This is a genomic window from Nostocoides australiense Ben110 (assembly GCF_001050535.1).
In the GTDB taxonomy this organism is placed as follows: domain Bacteria; phylum Actinomycetota; class Actinomycetes; order Actinomycetales; family Dermatophilaceae; genus Nostocoides_A; species Nostocoides_A australiense.
In genome coordinates this window covers 783,036-798,238 of record NZ_HG764815.1, presented here as the reverse complement: position 1 = coordinate 798,238, position 15,203 = coordinate 783,036, and the positions used below count along the sequence as shown (strand labels likewise).

14 protein-coding genes and 1 pseudogene are annotated in these 15,203 nt (G+C 69.1%); 5 read left to right on the top strand and 10 right to left on the bottom strand.

All coding sequences use genetic code 11. From position 1 onward, the window contains the following. The 3 genes from BN11_RS03780 to BN11_RS03770 all read left to right on the top strand — a co-directional run. Positions 1-1,501 (top strand): carbohydrate-binding domain-containing protein (locus BN11_RS03780; protein WP_048694683.1); only part of this gene is annotated, 1,501 nt, incomplete at its 5' end. A gap of 121 nt (positions 1,502-1,622) precedes the next feature. Continuing rightward, positions 1,623-2,630 (top strand): phosphodiester glycosidase family protein, encoded by a 1,008-nt coding sequence (locus tag BN11_RS03775; protein ID WP_083433504.1) that lies wholly within the window; start codon positions 1,623-1,625, stop codon positions 2,628-2,630. A gap of 7 nt (positions 2,631-2,637) precedes the next feature. Beyond that, a complete protein-coding gene (locus tag BN11_RS03770; protein WP_048694680.1) occupies positions 2,638-3,735 on the top strand; it encodes a glycosyltransferase in 1,098 nt (365 codons plus the stop codon). A 15-nt stretch (positions 3,736-3,750) separates the two neighbouring features. Here BN11_RS03770 and BN11_RS25020 read toward each other — a convergent pair. Next, positions 3,751-4,119: pseudogene (locus tag BN11_RS25020) on the bottom strand (SRPBCC family protein); the annotation flags it as partial. A 274-nt stretch (positions 4,120-4,393) separates the two neighbouring features. Beyond that, positions 4,394-6,529 carry an NAD-dependent DNA ligase LigA gene (ligA, locus tag BN11_RS03760; protein ID WP_235435348.1) on the bottom strand — a complete coding sequence of 712 codons (2,136 nt, stop codon included), beginning with the start codon at positions 6,527-6,529 and terminating at the stop codon, positions 4,394-4,396. A gap of 62 nt (positions 6,530-6,591) precedes the next feature. Between ligA and BN11_RS03755 the strand changes: the two genes are divergently transcribed. Then, entirely contained in the window at positions 6,592-7,170 is a 579-nt protein-coding gene (locus BN11_RS03755; protein ID WP_048694669.1) for a DJ-1/PfpI family protein, read from the top strand. A 3-nt stretch (positions 7,171-7,173) separates the two neighbouring features. Here BN11_RS03755 and BN11_RS03750 read toward each other — a convergent pair whose 3' ends face one another. After that, positions 7,174-7,728 carry an AAA family ATPase gene (locus tag BN11_RS03750; RefSeq protein WP_201329209.1) on the bottom strand — a complete coding sequence of 185 codons (555 nt, stop codon included), beginning with the start codon at positions 7,726-7,728 and terminating at the stop codon, positions 7,174-7,176. 86 nt (positions 7,729-7,814) lie between these two features. Between BN11_RS03750 and BN11_RS03745 the strand changes: the two genes are divergently transcribed. After that, on the top strand, positions 7,815-9,311 hold the full coding sequence (locus tag BN11_RS03745; RefSeq protein ID WP_048694665.1) for a long-chain-fatty-acid--CoA ligase: 1,497 nt from the start codon (positions 7,815-7,817) through the stop codon (positions 9,309-9,311). Here BN11_RS03745 and BN11_RS03740 read toward each other — a convergent pair whose 3' ends face one another. The 7 genes from BN11_RS03740 to BN11_RS03710 form a co-directional block, all read right to left on the bottom strand. Next, positions 9,312-9,809, bottom strand: coding sequence for a universal stress protein (locus BN11_RS03740; protein ID WP_048694662.1), 498 nt, complete (start codon positions 9,807-9,809; stop codon positions 9,312-9,314). Between the two features lie 17 nt (positions 9,810-9,826). Next, positions 9,827-11,236 (bottom strand): MFS transporter, encoded by a 1,410-nt coding sequence (locus tag BN11_RS03735; protein WP_083433502.1) that lies wholly within the window; start codon positions 11,234-11,236, stop codon positions 9,827-9,829. After that, a complete protein-coding gene (locus tag BN11_RS03730) occupies positions 11,233-11,724 on the bottom strand; it encodes an SRPBCC family protein (RefSeq protein ID WP_048694657.1) in 492 nt (163 codons plus the stop codon). Before BN11_RS03730 ends, BN11_RS03735 begins: the two co-directional genes overlap by 4 nt. A 99-nt stretch (positions 11,725-11,823) precedes the next feature. Next, the gene (locus BN11_RS03725; protein WP_048694653.1) at positions 11,824-12,780 is read right to left on the bottom strand and encodes a DMT family transporter; all 957 of its coding nucleotides are present in this window, start codon (positions 12,778-12,780) and stop codon (positions 11,824-11,826) included. After that, positions 12,777-13,766, bottom strand: coding sequence for a uroporphyrinogen decarboxylase/cobalamine-independent methonine synthase family protein (locus tag BN11_RS03720; protein WP_048694651.1), 990 nt, complete (start codon positions 13,764-13,766; stop codon positions 12,777-12,779). Before BN11_RS03720 ends, BN11_RS03725 begins: the two co-directional genes overlap by 4 nt. 46 nt (positions 13,767-13,812) lie before the next feature. Further along, positions 13,813-14,331 carry a flavin reductase family protein gene (locus tag BN11_RS03715; protein WP_235435347.1) on the bottom strand — a complete coding sequence of 173 codons (519 nt, stop codon included), beginning with the start codon at positions 14,329-14,331 and terminating at the stop codon, positions 13,813-13,815. A gap of 40 nt (positions 14,332-14,371) precedes the next feature. Next, entirely contained in the window at positions 14,372-15,025 is a 654-nt protein-coding gene (locus BN11_RS03710) for a pyridoxamine 5'-phosphate oxidase family protein (protein ID WP_048694648.1), read from the bottom strand. Between the last annotated feature and the right edge of the window lie 178 nt (positions 15,026-15,203).

Genomic DNA, 15,203 nt, shown 5'->3' with positions numbered 1-15,203 from the left:
TCGGGCGACCCCGGCCGCGACCGCCGCCGCCAGCAGCGGGTCGACGCCCGCGGCCGCCGCCTCCAGCACCTCCAACGCCTCCGGCGCCTCCACCAGCTCCGCACTGCTCGCTGACAACGCCAAGGCGCATGCGGAAGAGGGCGACCCGGCATACGACGCGGAGGACGTCGTGAAGGTCACGCTGCAGGACGGGGCGAGCAGCGCCTCGACCCAGACCGGCGTGCAGATCGACGGGGACACGGTGACGATCAGCGCACCCGGCACCTATGTCCTGTCCGGGACGCTGACCGATGGCACCATCGTCGTGAACAGCGCGGACGAGGGCAGGGTCCGGCTGGTGCTGGACAATGCCGCCGTCACCAACAGCCAGGGCGCCGCCCTCAATATCGTGGCGGCCGACGAAGCGGTCGTGGTCCTCGAGGAGGGCACAACCAACAGCCTCGCCGACGGCACGGGCTACGACACGTCCGCCGAGGACGCTCCCAACGCCGCCCTCTTCTCGATGGCCGACCTGACGATCGGTGGGAGTGGCACCCTGAAGGTGACCGGCAACACCAACGACGGCATCGCCTCCAAGGACGGCCTGGTCATCCTCGGCGGCACCGTCGACGTCACCGCGGCCGACGACGGCATCCGCGGCAAGGACTACCTCGTCGTCCAGGGCGGGACCGTGACGGTCACCGCCGGCGACGACGGCCTGAAGTCGGACAACGAGGACGACGACACGGTCGGCTACATCCTCCTGGCCGGCGGCACGACCACCGTCGACGCCGGCGACGACGGCGCTCACGCCGAGGGCGACCTCGCGGTGACCGGCGGGTCCGTGACGATCACGAAGTCGAACGAGGGCCTCGAAGGCGCCAATGTCGTGATCGCGGGCGGCACCTCCTCGGTCACCGCGAGCGACGACGGCCTCAATACCACGCAGGGGTCGAGCTCCGGTGGCGGCGGCATGGGCGGCGGCGGAATGGCGAACGACGGCTCACAGCTGGTCACCTCCGGCGGCACCCTCGTCGTCGACAGCGGCGGCGACGGCCTGGACTCCAACGGCCAGACCACGATCAGCGGCGGCACGACCGTCGTCTACGGGCCGACGATGAACGGCAACGGCTCCCTCGACTCCAACGGCGGCATCGACGTCACGGGCGGCACCGTGCTGGCCGCAGGCTCCGGGGGCATGGCCGAGGCACCCGACACCAGCTCCACCCAGGGCTGGGTGCAGCTGGGCTTCTCCTCGAATGTCACTGCGGGCCAGACGGTTCAGATCGTCTCCGGTGACACGGTGATCGCCAGCTTCACCGCGAAGAAGGACTACAGCAATCTCGTGTTCGTCGGTGACGACATCACCAGCGGACAGTCGTATGACGTCTACGTCGGCTCCGGCTCTCTCGGGTCCGACCAGCTCGCCACCTTCTCCCTCGGCGGCTCCACCGACGGCGCCACCAAGGTCGGCTCCGTCACTGCGGGCCAGGCGACGGGCGGCATGGGTGGCCCCAGATGACCACCCCCGCGCCCAACCAAGAAGCAGCCCGGCCGACCACCCTGGCTCCGGCCGGCCGGGCGAACCCGGCTTTGCCCCTTGCCCCAAACCTATTGCGCTTCAACCCGATAAGGACCGTGACATGACCACCACCGTGAACTCCCTCCGGCCGGACCTCGACCCGGCCCCGGAAACCCCGCAGGGCCCCACACCCCCGAAGCGGAAGGTAGGCCGGCGCGCCGTCCTCGGCGGTGGCTTCGTCGCGCTGTTCGGCGGCATCGGTGCCACCGGTGGCTGGGCGCTCAACCGCTACGTCGTGGACCACGTCGAGGTGGAGAACGTCTCGCAGCAGACGTCCACGGCCATCGAGGCCGTGCAGGCCGACACCGCGAGCGCCACGAGCACCGCCACGAGTTACACGAGCGACACGGCGCAGATCTCGATCGAGAAGGTCGTCACCGGCAGCGGGAGCGACCAGGTCACCTACTTCGTCGCCGACGTCACCATCAGCGACGCAACCATCCTCAAGTCGGCCTTCGCCAACGACCAATTCGGCAACAACATCATTGCCTACCCGTCGGCGATCGCCGCCCAGGCAAACGCCGTCCTCGCGATCAACGGCGACTACTACGGCTTCCGCGACAACGGCATCCAGATCCGCAATGGCGTGATCTATCGCGACAATGGTGCGCGGCAGGGCCTGGCGATCTACAAGGACGGCTCGATGAAGCTCTATGACGAGACCGCCACCAATGCCAAGACCCTTCTCTCCGAAGGGGTCTGGCAGACCCTGTCGTTCGGCCCGGGCCTGGTCGAGGGCGGCAAGATCCTCGACGGCATCGACAATGTCGAGGTCGACACCAACTTCGGCAACCACTCGATCCAAGGCCAGCAACCGCGCACGGGCATCGGGATGATCGCCGACAACCACTTCCTCTTCGTCGCCGTGGACGGCCGCAGTTCCGGCTACAGCCGCGGCGTCACGATGAACGAGATGGCGCAGATCTTCGTCGACAAGGGTGCCCAGGTCGCCTACAACCTCGACGGCGGTGGCTCCACGGCGATGATCTTCCAGGGCGATCTCGTCAACAACCCGCTCGGCAAGGGCCAAGAGCGCGGGACGAGCGACATCGTCTACATCGCCGGGTGACCTGACCATGATCGTTCTCATCCCGTCCTACGAGCCGGACCAGCGCCTCCCCCAGCTGGTCGCCGACCTCGGCGGCGCCTCGCCGGTCGTCATCGTCGACGACGGCAGCGGGCCGGACTATGCGGCGATCTTCGCCGAGTGCGAGCGGCGCGGCGCGACCGTGCTGCGCCACCAGGTCAACCGCGGCAAGGGTGCTGCCCTCAAGACCGGATTCGCCTACCTCGCACAGGTTTTCCCCGGTGAACCGGTCGTCTGCGCCGACAGCGACGGCCAGCATTCGCCCGTCGACATCCTGCGCGTTGCCGCCGCCCTCGACGACAGCGGCCCCGACATGGTCCTCGGCGCCCGGCTCTTCACCGGTCGGGTCCCGCTGCGCAGCAAGGTCGGCAATGGCATCACCCGGCAGTTGTTCGCCCTGGCGACCCGTCGCAAGCTGATCGACACTCAGACCGGCCTGCGGGCCTACCCGGCCCGGTTGATCCCGTGGCTGCTGGAGGTGCCCGGCGACCGCTTCGAATACGAGCTGCAACTCCTGCTGCGCGCGACCGCGGAGGATCAGGACATTCGTGAGGTCGAGATCGCGACGATCTACCTCGACGAGAACGCCTCGTCCCACTTCCGTCCGCTGCACGACTCGGCGCTCATCTATCGGCAGCTGATCTCCTTCGTTGGATCTTCGCTGCTCGCCTTCGTGCTGGACACCTCCGTGCTCTTCGCGGGCGTCGCGCTGACCGGAAATGTCACGGGATCGGCCATCGCCGCCCGGGTGGTCAGCGGCGGCAGCAACTATGCGGTCAACCGGTGGTGGGTCTTCCGCAACGGATCCGCCAAGGCCCCGCTGCTCCCCTCGCTCCTGCGGTATGCCGCGCTCGCAGCGACCATACTTGTGGCGAATATTCTTCTGCTGCATGCACTTCTGGCCGCAACCGGATCACTGCTGGTAGCGAAGGTCGTGACCGAGGGTACGCTGTTCGCGGCGAGCTTCCTCATCCAGCGCGCCGTCGTCTACTCGTGCAAGAAGCGCGCGGGCAGCCTCCACGACGACCGGATCGGTGCATCCTTTCGCGAATCCGTGGATGCGTCGGCGGATCTCACGGCCAAGTAGCCAGTGACCGAGCCGATGCCCCACCGGGCGCAGCCAATCCGGCCGCACGTCGAAGGTGTACTTCCAGACGGCCCGGCAGCCCGTGCCCTCCCGCTCGAAGCGCCAGCCGCCGCCGAATCGCGAAAAGAACCACGGTCCGCGCACCATCGTCATCCCGACCGACGTCGGCGGACGGTATGACGCGTACTCGCTGACCATGCTCGGCCCCAGCCGCGCAAAGGTCTTGGTGCGCACCCCTGGGCCCGGCGCAGTGGCACCGTCCAGGAAGAACTGGCGCCGGATGAACGGGTCCCACCGCAACCGGACCTGGCCGGTCGTCTGCGAAACGGCGAAGGCGAGCTCCGGGGGCACGGGGACGTAGACGTCGGCACTGACCTGCGGCATACCACAACCCTAGGCAGGTGCGGCCGGTTATCGGCCGACGCTAATCGGCCTGATCAGCCGTTTGCCGTCCTATCCTCGTCGGTATCTGGTGCGAGCCAAAGGAGGAACACATGCGTGGTTCAGGACTGATCTGGACGATCGTCGGCGTGCTGCTGATCATCGCCCTTCTCATGTGGATCATGGCGCGCGCCTGAGCGCAGCCGTACACACTCACCGGCGGCGCCGGACCTTCGAGCGAGGGTCCGGCGTTGCCTTCACGTGGGCGGTCCGACGCTCAGGCGGACCCGGTTTCGAGGAGCCGCACGAAGCCGGCCTCGTCGAGGATCGTCAGCCCGAGTTCGCGCGCCTTGGCCTCCTTGGAGCCGGCGCCCGGGCCGACGACGACCCAGTCGGTGTTCTTCGACACCGAGCCGGCCGCCTTGCCGCCGCGGGCGAGGATCGCCTCCTTGGCCGAGTCGCGGCTGAACCCCTCGAGGGACCCGGTGACGACGACTGTCATGCCGGCCAGCGTCTGCTCGACGGATTCGTCGCGCTCGTCGACCATCCGCACCCCGTCGGCCGCCCACTGCTCGACGATCCGCACGTGCCAGTCGTTGCCCTCCCTGTCAAACCAATCGCGGACCGCGTCGGCGATGACGCCGCCGACACCCTCGACGCCCGACAGGGCCTCGGCATCGGCGTCCCGGATTGCCGCCATGGACCCGAAGTGCTGCGCCAGCGCCCGGGCGGCCGTCGGCCCGACGTGCCGGATGGACAGCGCGACAAGCACCCGCCAGAGCGGCTGCTCCTTGGCCGAGTGCAGGTTGGCGACGAGGCGCTGGCCATTGGCCGACAGCACGCGACCGTCGACGACCGCCTCTGGTGGATCGGTCTTCTTGGCCGCCCGCGTATAGAGGGGCACACGGGCGATCTCCTTCTCCCCCAACGAGAACAGCATCGACTCGCTGGGCCCGCCAAGCTGCGGGTCCGCCAGCACACCCGAGTCGAGCAGGCTCGTAGCGCCCTCCCAGCCGAGCGCCTCGATGTCGAAGGCACCCCGCCCGGCCAGCCCGAACAACCGCTCCCTCAGCTGGCTCGGACACGAACGGGCGTTGGGACAGCGGATGTCCTTGTCGCCCTCCTTCTCCGGCGCGAGTTCGGCCCCGCACGAGGGGCAGTGCGTCGGCATGACGAAAGCGCGTTCGGATCCGTCACGCAGGTCGACCACCGGCCCGAGGATCTCGGGAATGACGTCGCCGGCCTTGCGCAACACGACCGTGTCGCCGATGAGGATCCCCTTGCGCTCGACCTCTGAGGCGTTGTGCAGGGTGGCATTGGTGACGGTCGAGCCCGCGACCGTGACCGGCTCCATCACGCCATACGGTGTCACGCGCCCGGTGCGGCCGACGTTGACCAGGATGTCGAGGAGCTTGGTGTTGACCTCCTCGGGAGGGTACTTGTAGGCGATCGCCCACCGCGGCGCCCGGCTCGTCGCGCCCAGCTGACGTTGCACGGCGATCTCGTCGACTTTGACGACCACGCCGTCGATCTCGTGCTCGACGCTGTGCCGCCGCTCACCGAACCCGGCGATGAACCCCTGCGCCTGTTCGGGTGTGTCGAGCACCCGATAGTGGCTGCTCACCGGCAGCCCCCACGCCTCGAGCAGGTCGTATGCCGCGGACTGCCGGTCGATGTCGAACCCCCGCCGGGCGCCGATGCCGTGGACGAGCATGTGCAGCGGCCGGGTGGCGGTCACCCGGGGATCCTTCATCCGCAGCGACCCCGCGGCAGCGTTGCGCGGGTTGGCGAAGGGTGCCTTGCCGCCCGCGACGAGGCTCGCGTTGAGATCGGCGAAGGCCTCGATCGGGAAGAACACCTCTCCGCGGATCTCGACCAGCTCGGGCACGTCCGCTCCCCGCAGGACGCTGGGTATGCCGTCGATCGTCTTGACGTTCAGCGTCACGTCCTCCCCGGTGCGGCCGTCGCCGCGGGTGAGGGCACGGGTCAGCCGGCCCTTTTCGTAGAGGAGGTTGACGGCGAGTCCGTCGATCTTCAGCTCACAGAGCAGGTGGTATGCCGCGCCCCCCGCCTCTCGCTCCACCCGCGCCGCCCAGGCGGCGAACTCCTCCGGCGAGAAGACGTTGTCGAGGCTGAGCATCCGCTCCAGGTGGTCGACCGCGACGAAGTCGGTGCTGAAGACCGCCCCGCCGACCGTCTGGGTCGGGCTCTCGGGCGTGCGCAGCGAAGGATGGGCCTCCTCGAGCTGCTGCAGCCGCCGGATCAGCGCGTCATACTCCCCGTCGCTGATCGTCGGCGCGTCCTTGACGTGATAGGCGAACTGCGCCGCGGTCGCCTGCTCGGCGAGTTCGGTCCACTCGTGGCGCACGTCGTCGGGCACGACATCGGGGGCCAGGTCCGGCTGGTTGGTCACGCGGACATCCTGCCTCAGGCCACCGACAGCGGCCGGGTTTCCCCCGGGCCTAGAGTGAGGGCATGGCCGATGTCGTCCTCTATGCCTTCGACACCATGGCGGACTGGGAGTACGCCTATATCACCACCGTCCTGCAGATGCAGGCGCGCGGCGGTGACGACCGCTACCGGCTCGTCGTCGCCGGTGCCACCGGCGAACCGGTCACCACCCTGGGCGGCCTGCGCGTGCTGCCCGAACGCGCCCTGACCGAGGTCGCCAAGGACGACATCGCGCTGCTACTGCTCCCTGGCGGGAACACCTGGCTCGACGGCCCTCACCAGCAGGTACTCGATCTGGCCCGCCGCCTGCTCGACGCCGGGCGCCCCGTCGCCGGCATCTGCGGGGCGACGCGCGCGATGGCCCGCGCGGGCCTGTTGGAGCGGCACGCCCACGTCGTCGACGCCGACGCGGACGAGCCCGACTACCCGGGCAGCGCCTCGCGGGTGCACGCCTCCGTCGCCCACGACGGCCCCCTCGTCACCGCGATCGGCGAGGCCCCGCTCGAGTTCAGCCGCGCCGTCTTCACCCTCCTCGATCTGGACGACGCCGCCGGCATCGACGCCTGGTACGCCTCCTTCAAGTCCGTCCCGGACGCCAGATAACTCTTACTGCCCCAACGAGAAGTCCGGAAGCGTCGGCCAGCGCGCGGCGGCATACGACGGCCAGCTCGCCTGACCCGCCGGCGGCGGGGGCATCGGTCCGTAGCCGAGTTCGTTGGCGTCCGGGGCACGGTATGCCGCCTGGTAGCTGTCGTGGTCCGCCGCCGTCATCTCGAAGGTCTCGTGCGGCACGGCGAGCCACCGCTCGCCGGCGCGAGCGCGGCGCTCCGCCTCCGGCAGATGGAGGTAGTGGAGCACGAACCGGCCGCCGGCCAACTCGGCGAGGGAGCGCACGGCATACCGCTCCTCGGGGGACCAACACCCGAAGTCCAGGATGACGTCGGCTCCGGCGCGCAGCGCCCTGTACCCCACCCACACCAGCCGGCCTTCGAGGACATCCCGCTTGCCATCGGCGTCGTGGTGGCCGAAGAGGGGGTTCATCCACTCGTCCGGGGTCAGGCGAAGAGCGTTGTCGCGCGCCTCGATCTCCCGCGCGAGGGTCGTCTTGCCGGTCCCGGGCAGGCCGGTCGTCAGATGCAGCACCGGAGAACGAGACAACACTCACCCACCCTGCCACCGACGCGCGCGGACGTTGCACAATAACGCCAACCACCTCCCGGGACCGGACCCTCGAAAGTGAGAAAACGATGACCAACCTCGTCACCGACCTCGTCAGCACGGCGACCAAGCAGCCGGACGCGACATTCATCGCGATGAACGGCAACCACCTGCCCTACGGCGCGGTCCACCAGCTGGCGGCGAAACTCGCCGGCGAACTGCGCACCGCAGGGATCGAGCCCGGCGATCGGGTGGCGCTGATCCTGCCGAACGTGCCGGCCTTCCCGGTGGCCTTCTATGCCACGCTGCTCGCCGGCGGGATCGTCGTGCCGATGAACCCGCTGCTCAAGGCCGGGGAGATCGACTTCTTCTTCAGCAACTCCGGCGCCAAGATCGCCTTCGTCTGGCCGGATTTCGTCGAGGAGGTGACCAAGGGGGCGGCGAACAGCGGCACGCGCGTCATACCGTGCGACCCCATGGGGCCGGTGGCCGGGTCGCTGGAGCCGGGCGAGCCGATCGCGCACCCCATGGAGCGCGCGGACGACGACACCGCGATCATCCTCTACACCTCCGGCACGACCGGCCGGCCCAAGGGTGCGGAGCTGACGCACAGCAATATCCACCTCAACGCCACGCGCAGCGCCGTCGACATCGCCCAGATCAGCCCGGACGATGTGGTGATGGGCTGTCTGCCGCTCTTCCACGTCTTCGGCCTCGTCGTCGGCATGCACGCCGCAGTTATCGCGGGTGCCTCGCTCGCGCTGATCCCCCGCTTCGACCCCTCCGACGCGATCAAGACGATGGCCAACGAGAAGGTCACCGTCATGCTCGGCGTGCCGACGATGTATGCCGCGATCCTGCACCACCCCGAGAGCGACAGCTTCGACGCCTCCAACCTGCGCACCTGTTGCTCGGGCGGCTCGGCGATGCCGGCCGAGGTGCAGCGGGCGTTCGAGGAGAAGTTCGACGCCCAGATCCTTGAGGGTTACGGCCTGTCGGAGACCTCCCCGGTGGCCTCCTTCAATATGCCGGGCCGGCCCACGAAGTCCGGCACCATCGGGGTCGCCATCCCCGGGTGCGAGATGAAGCTCCTCGACGAGGACGGCAAGGACGTCGGCGTCGGCGGGGTCGGCGAGATCGCGATTCGCGGCGACAACGTCATGAAGGGCTACTGGGACAACCCGGAGGCGACCGCGCAGGCCATCCCCGACGGCTGGTTCCGCACCGGCGACATGGCCACCGTGGACGACGAGGGCTACTACACGATCGTCGACCGCAAGAAGGACATGATCCTGCGCGGCGGGATGAACGTCTATCCGCGCGAGGTCGAGGAGCTCATCTACACCCACCCCGACGTGCTCGAGGTTGCCGTCGTCGCGGTGCCGGACGAGCTGCTCGGCGAGAACGTCGGTGCCGCGATCGTGCTGCGCCCTGGCGTCACCACGAGTGTCGAGGACGTCCAGGCGTGGACCAAGGAGCGCGTCGCGGCCTACAAATACCCGCGAACCGTCTGGCAGGTCGAGGAACTCCCCAAGGGTCCCACGGGCAAGATCTTGCGCCGCGAGGTCCACCCCCCGACGGCCTGATCACCCGCTCTCGGGGACCTCCAGCTCCGCCTCGCCACCGGCGGGCCGGACGATGAGGACATCGCAGGCGGCCCGCTTGGTGACCTCCTCGGCCGTGGTGCCGAGGAGGCGGTCCGCGAGTGAGCGGTCCTGGACGGCCCCGAGCACGATCAGGTCAGCGCCGCGGTCGGCGGCCGCTTGGACCAGTGCCTTGGCCGGGTCACCGTCGACCAGCTGGGCCGCGGCGATCGTCGCCCCCTCCGCCTGCGCTGTTGCCACCGCGGCGGCGACGGCAGCGCTGGCGGCCGCTCTGCCGATGACCTGCCCGGCCCTGCTGTCACCGCCGATCGTGGCCGGGTTCTTCGCCTCGACCCGCCGGGGCAACTCGGAGAAGGCGCAGATGATCACCAGGTCGGCGTCATCGCGGGTCGCCAGCCAGGCGGCCCGCGCCACGGTGGGGGCCGCGAGTGCCGACCCGTCGGTGCCGACGATGATCGTGTTGTAGTCCTTCATGGCCATCTGGGGCTCAACTCCTCTCAGTGGCCGCCGGCCATCGGCATGGCCCCGACGTCGTCGACATCACGCACGATCGGCGGTTCCTTGATCCACTGCATGACCAGCGCGGCGATGGCCAGGAAGACGCCGGCGAACATGATGGCGTTGTTGGGGTTGTCGCCGAGGACGCTGGAATAGATGGTGCCGAAGGTGAGCGACTGGATGAGCATCGGGATGACGATCATCATGTTGATGATGCCCATGTAGACGCCGTACCGCGTCGAGGGAATCATGCGCACGGCCATGATGTAGGGCACGCCCATGATCGAGGCCCAGGCGATGCCGAACCCGATGATCGGGATGAACACCAGATATTTGTTGTCGAGGTGCGGGAAGATCACCAGGCCGATCGCGGCGAGGAGCAGGCAGGCGCTGTGCACCATCTTCGCCCCGCGCCGGCGGGCGAAGGCGACGAGCGCGAAGGCCACGCTGAATGTGACGATGTTGTACCAGCCGTTGACGAGGCCGGTCCAGCCGACTGCTTCGTCGAAGGCCGCCGATTCGGTGTCGGTGGTGTTCCACACCGACTTGGCCAGCGAGGCCGTGACGAACTGCCAATAGCAGGCCAGTGCATACCACTGGAAGAGATAGACCAGGGCGAGCTTGCGCAGCTCGGTCGGCATCTCGACGATGGCCTCCTTGATCTCGGCGATGGCCTTGCCGACGCCGCCGCCCTCGGCCTTCTTGGCCTGGATGGCCGCCAATTCCTCTGGGGTGGGCGGGATCTCGGGTGTCCGCAGCACCGATATCAACACGCTGCCGATCGAGCAGACGGCGCCCAGCATGAACGAGCCGAAGACCCAGTAGGGAATGCCGGCGTCGGTGCCGCCGGAGATGATCTTCTGGAAGACGAAGAGCGAGATGTTCGCCAGCGTGATGCCGAATCCGGTGAAGAAGGACTGCGCGAGGAAGCCCTTGGCGAGCTGGCTCGGAGGGAGCTTGTCGGCGATGAACGCGCGGTAGGGCTCCATCGCGGTGTTGTTGCTCGCGTCCAGCAGCCACAGCAGCAGGACGGCCATCCAGATCGCCGAGACGAAGGGGAAGAGGAAGAGGCAGATGCTGCAGCCGAGGGCGCCGATGAGGAAGAACGGCTTGCGCCGGCCCCACCGCGGGCTCCACGTCCGGTCCGACATGGCCCCGATCATCGGTTGGATCAGCAGGCCGGTGATCGGGCCGGCCAGGTTGAGCAGCGGCAGCGCGTGCCCCTCGGCCCCGAGCTTCTGGAAAATCGGGTTCACCGCGGTCTGCTGCATACCGAAGCTGTACTGGATGCCGAAGAAGCCGAAGTTCATGATGAGGATCTGCGGCATCGTCATCAGCGGCTTCTGCCGCACGATGGTGGTGTGCTGCAGGTTGCCCTCGCCCTGGGTGGCGACCGCGTCGGAACTCATGCCCGGCCCCCGTTCGCGTACTCGCCGGTGCCGGCGAGGAAGTTCTGCAGCCGGGTCAACTCCTTCTCCCAGCCCTCCCCGTGCCAGCCGGCGACATCGGGGTCGTACGGGCCCTGGATGATGCGCACGAGCGTGCCTTTGCCCTCGCGGCCGTACTTGGTGAATTCGACACGCAACTCGAGCGGGACGTTGGGGTCGATGCCGGGGTCGCCGGTGATCCGTTCGCGGGAGACGAAGACGTCGGGCTCGAAATACTCCGAATAGACGCCGTCGGTGACGACACGCGTCGTGGGGTCGTTGTCGCGGATCTTGACGTGCGTATGCCGCCCGCCCAGCTTGAGGTCGCCGCCGACCGTCTCATCCTCGACGTGCCAGCCGGGTGAGCCACGCCAGCGCTTGAGCTGTTGCGGGTCGGTCCAGGCCCGGAAAACTTCCTGTCGTGGAAAGTCGAACTGCCGCTCGACGACCACCATGACGTTGGCTGTCATAAGACCTCGATCCCCATCGACTGCCGTGCACCTGCACGGATGGCGTCAGCCAGCATCGCACGACCAGCGCGCGACGTCTACCGGAAGATTGGCGGTCGGTCAGGACGCTTGGCCCGGACGGCGCCGACGCGGTGCGGAGTTGATGGCGAAGGCGCAGGCCAGCACCACTGCGAAGCCGAGAACCTGTGCGGTTCCTAGGTGTTCGCCCAGAACGAAGACGCCGAGCAGCACCGAGACGACCGGGATCAGATAGGTCACGGTCGTCGAGACCACGGCGCCGGCCGCCCGCACGACGTCGTACTGCAGCACGTAGGCGATGCCCGTGCCGACGAAGCCGAGAGCGGCCACGCACAGCAGCGCCAGCCAGACCGGATGGACGGCCGTGTGCGCCCCCGGAGCGAGGGACCAGGGCCGCGGGAATTTCTCTCGTGCGATCAGCCACCACACGAGGGTGACCGGGACCATGAGCGCCGACCCGCACAGGAGCAGCGCGGCGGGCTGCGAGAGTCCACCCAAGTCGGCGTGAGCGAGGAAGCGCCGGTTGTAGGTCCAGCCGAGCCCGTAGCACGCGCCCGCGAGCACGACGATGAGGAAGCCGAGCGGGTCCGGTCGCCCGGCGGCATTCCACGGCTCGGCGATGATGACCACGCCCACGAACCCGACGAGGACCGCGGCGAGCTTGCGCCCGGACAACCGCTCCGACGGCAGCAGCGCGAGCGCGAAGAGCACGGCCGCGATCGGCGTCGTCGCATTGCCGATTCCGGCCAGAGCGGAGGAGACCCGGGTCTCGCCCACGACGAATCCGGTGAACGGCAGCGCGGTCAAGAAGACCGAGGAGACAGCCAGGTGACCCCAGACACGCCGTTCCCTCGGCAGGTGGGAACCGGTGACCCGCAACAGGATCGCCAGGATGAGCGCGGCGGCGAAGATGCGTCCGGAGGCGATCTGGATCGGGTGCAGGGCGGCCAGCCCGACCTTCATGAAGAGGAAGCTCGAGCCCCAGATCAGCGCCAGGGCGATGAACTTCGCCTGCCACGGTATTCGGCTCTGGGTCACGCGTGTTCCTCCTCGGTCAGTTGGCGGGCCACGTCCACCGCGGCGCGATGGGTATGCCGTGCCTGCGCCACCGAGGAAGACGCCAGGCCGCAGGTGGGTGTGATGGTCACATCGCGAAGACGTTCTGCGGCCAGGCCGAGCCGTTCGAACGCGTCGCTGATCAGGCGGCGGGCCGTCGCGACGACCGCCGGTGCGTCGGCGGGGAGGCACCCGGCATACAGCCCGACACCTGCCTCGAGGGTGGCCGCGAGCGACTCCCACCGGGCCGGGCTCGCGGTGAGCACGTCGACCGCTACGGCGGCGGCGCCGACGGTGCGGAGCAACGGCACGGGTGCCTGGTCGTCGCAGCAGTGGATGACGACGCACACCTCTTGCCGGCCGATGAGGTCACGCAATCCCTGCCCGGCCACCGGCGCCTCGATTGCGCGGACCCGTCCATACCCGCTGGCGGTCGGAAGCCGCCCGGCGAGCACCGCCGGCAGCGACGGCTCGTCGAGTTGCAGGATGACATCGGCGCCAGGGACGAGGCGGCGCACGTCCGCGGCATACCGCGAGATGCCCTCGGCGAGAGAGGAAATGACGTCGCGCGTGGCGCCGGGGTCGACGATGGAGCGTTCGCCGCGGGTCAGTTCGACGGATGCGGCGAGGGTCCACGGGCCGGCGACCTGGATCTTGAGCGGACCCGCATAACCGTCGTAGGCCTCGGCCAACTCGTCCAGGTCCTGCCGGTGCAGAGCGGCGGTGCGAGCGGCGTCCCGGCCCGGACGCTCGACGAGGCGCCACCCGCTGGGCTGGAGATCGACGGGCAGGTCCACGAGCAGGCCTGCCGCCCGGCCGATGATGTCGGCCCCGGGGCCGCGCGCGGGTGTCTCGGGGAGGTAGGGGATCCCGAGCCCGTCGGCCGCGGACAGCAGGTCACGCACCGTGATCACCGCCTCGCGGGCCTCGGTGCCGGGCCAGGAACCGATGCCGGTCGCGCGGGTCACCGGGCCATCATCCCCGAGCCGCCCGCGCGTCGCGAATCGGCTGCCCTCAGCGTTCGGGGCTGACCGCTCGCTCTTCGGCCTCGTGTCCCGGCCGCAGGTGCACCACGTCCCGCAGCCGCAGGGCGTCGAAAGCGCCGGCCCGCTGGGCAAGGTCGACGACGAGTTCGACGCAGGCGTGGTCCCCGCCCAGGTCGAGCATGGCGCGGCGGCGTCCGACGAAACGGTTGGGCAGCGCCTCGAGGAGCGGGACGCCGCCGGGGCCGTCGCTGACGGAGAGGGTGGTGAACTTGTCGCCGTCCTCGCCCGTCGTCGTGCCGAAGTGGGTCGCGATCTCCATATCGTCCCGGGTGAGCAGGTGGACCGCGAGGTGCTCGGCCCGCAACGCTGTCCGATAGGTGTGGTTGGCCTTGGACAGCCACACGCAATAGTGGCGCGGCTCGACGCTGGACTGGCCGTGGAAGCCGACGACGCAGCCCGCACGCACTCCCTCGGCGACCGTGGTGACGACGGCCATGACCGGGTTCGCCGACTCGATCAGATCGTCGAAGTCCTTCTCGCTCAGCATGATCCGCCTCGCCTTCTCTGGTATATCGCGGCCGTCGTGGTCACGGTGCTGGGTGGGCGCGCACGAAGTTCGTGACCGAGGGCGGGACGGGGCCGACGGACCACGGCGCGGCGACGGGCACCCCTGCCGTGACGGTCATCGGGACGACACCGCACCAGACGTCGACGGGACCCTCCGGCCGGCCCGGGTCACCCGAGCGCTGTTTCATGATCCAGTTGTCGGGTGTGATGGCCATGGCCAGGCCGATCGTCGCCGACTCCTCCTTGGCGGTCGACGGTCGGACCTCGTCGTTGCGGCCGGCGATGATCCGGGCCGTGATGCGCTGCAGGACATCGCTCTTCGTCTGTCCCGTCACGGATTCGAGGCTGCCGCGGATGACCACCGATCGATAGTTGGCCGAGGACTCGAAGGTGGACTCGGCGACGACCAGGCCGTCGACGGCGGTGACGCAGAAGGCGGCCGGCGCCCCGGACGCGACCTGACGAAGAGCTCCCGCGCCCGTCGAGCCGTGCAACAGGATCCGGTCGCCGTCGCGGCCGTAGAGCATCGGGACGACCCAGGGCTGCCCGTCGACCACCGTGGCGAGGGTGCCGACCAGTTGGCCGTCGAGCAGGCGGTTCATCTCCTCGCGCGTGCCCAACGCGCGTTCGGGCTTGCGGGTCAGGCGGGCGAGACGATCGGCGGGCGACGGCATACCACCATCCCACCACGTCCGCGGCCCGGGCCGGCGTCAGGAGTCCGTGACCGACTCCCCCGCCGCAGCGCGGGCCGAACGTTCGGCGACGGCATGGGGGTCGGTGCGAGCGTCATACCGCCAGAAATCGCGTAGCGCGGCGGCGGTCAGCGCCACGCCGGCGACGCACGCGAGCCCG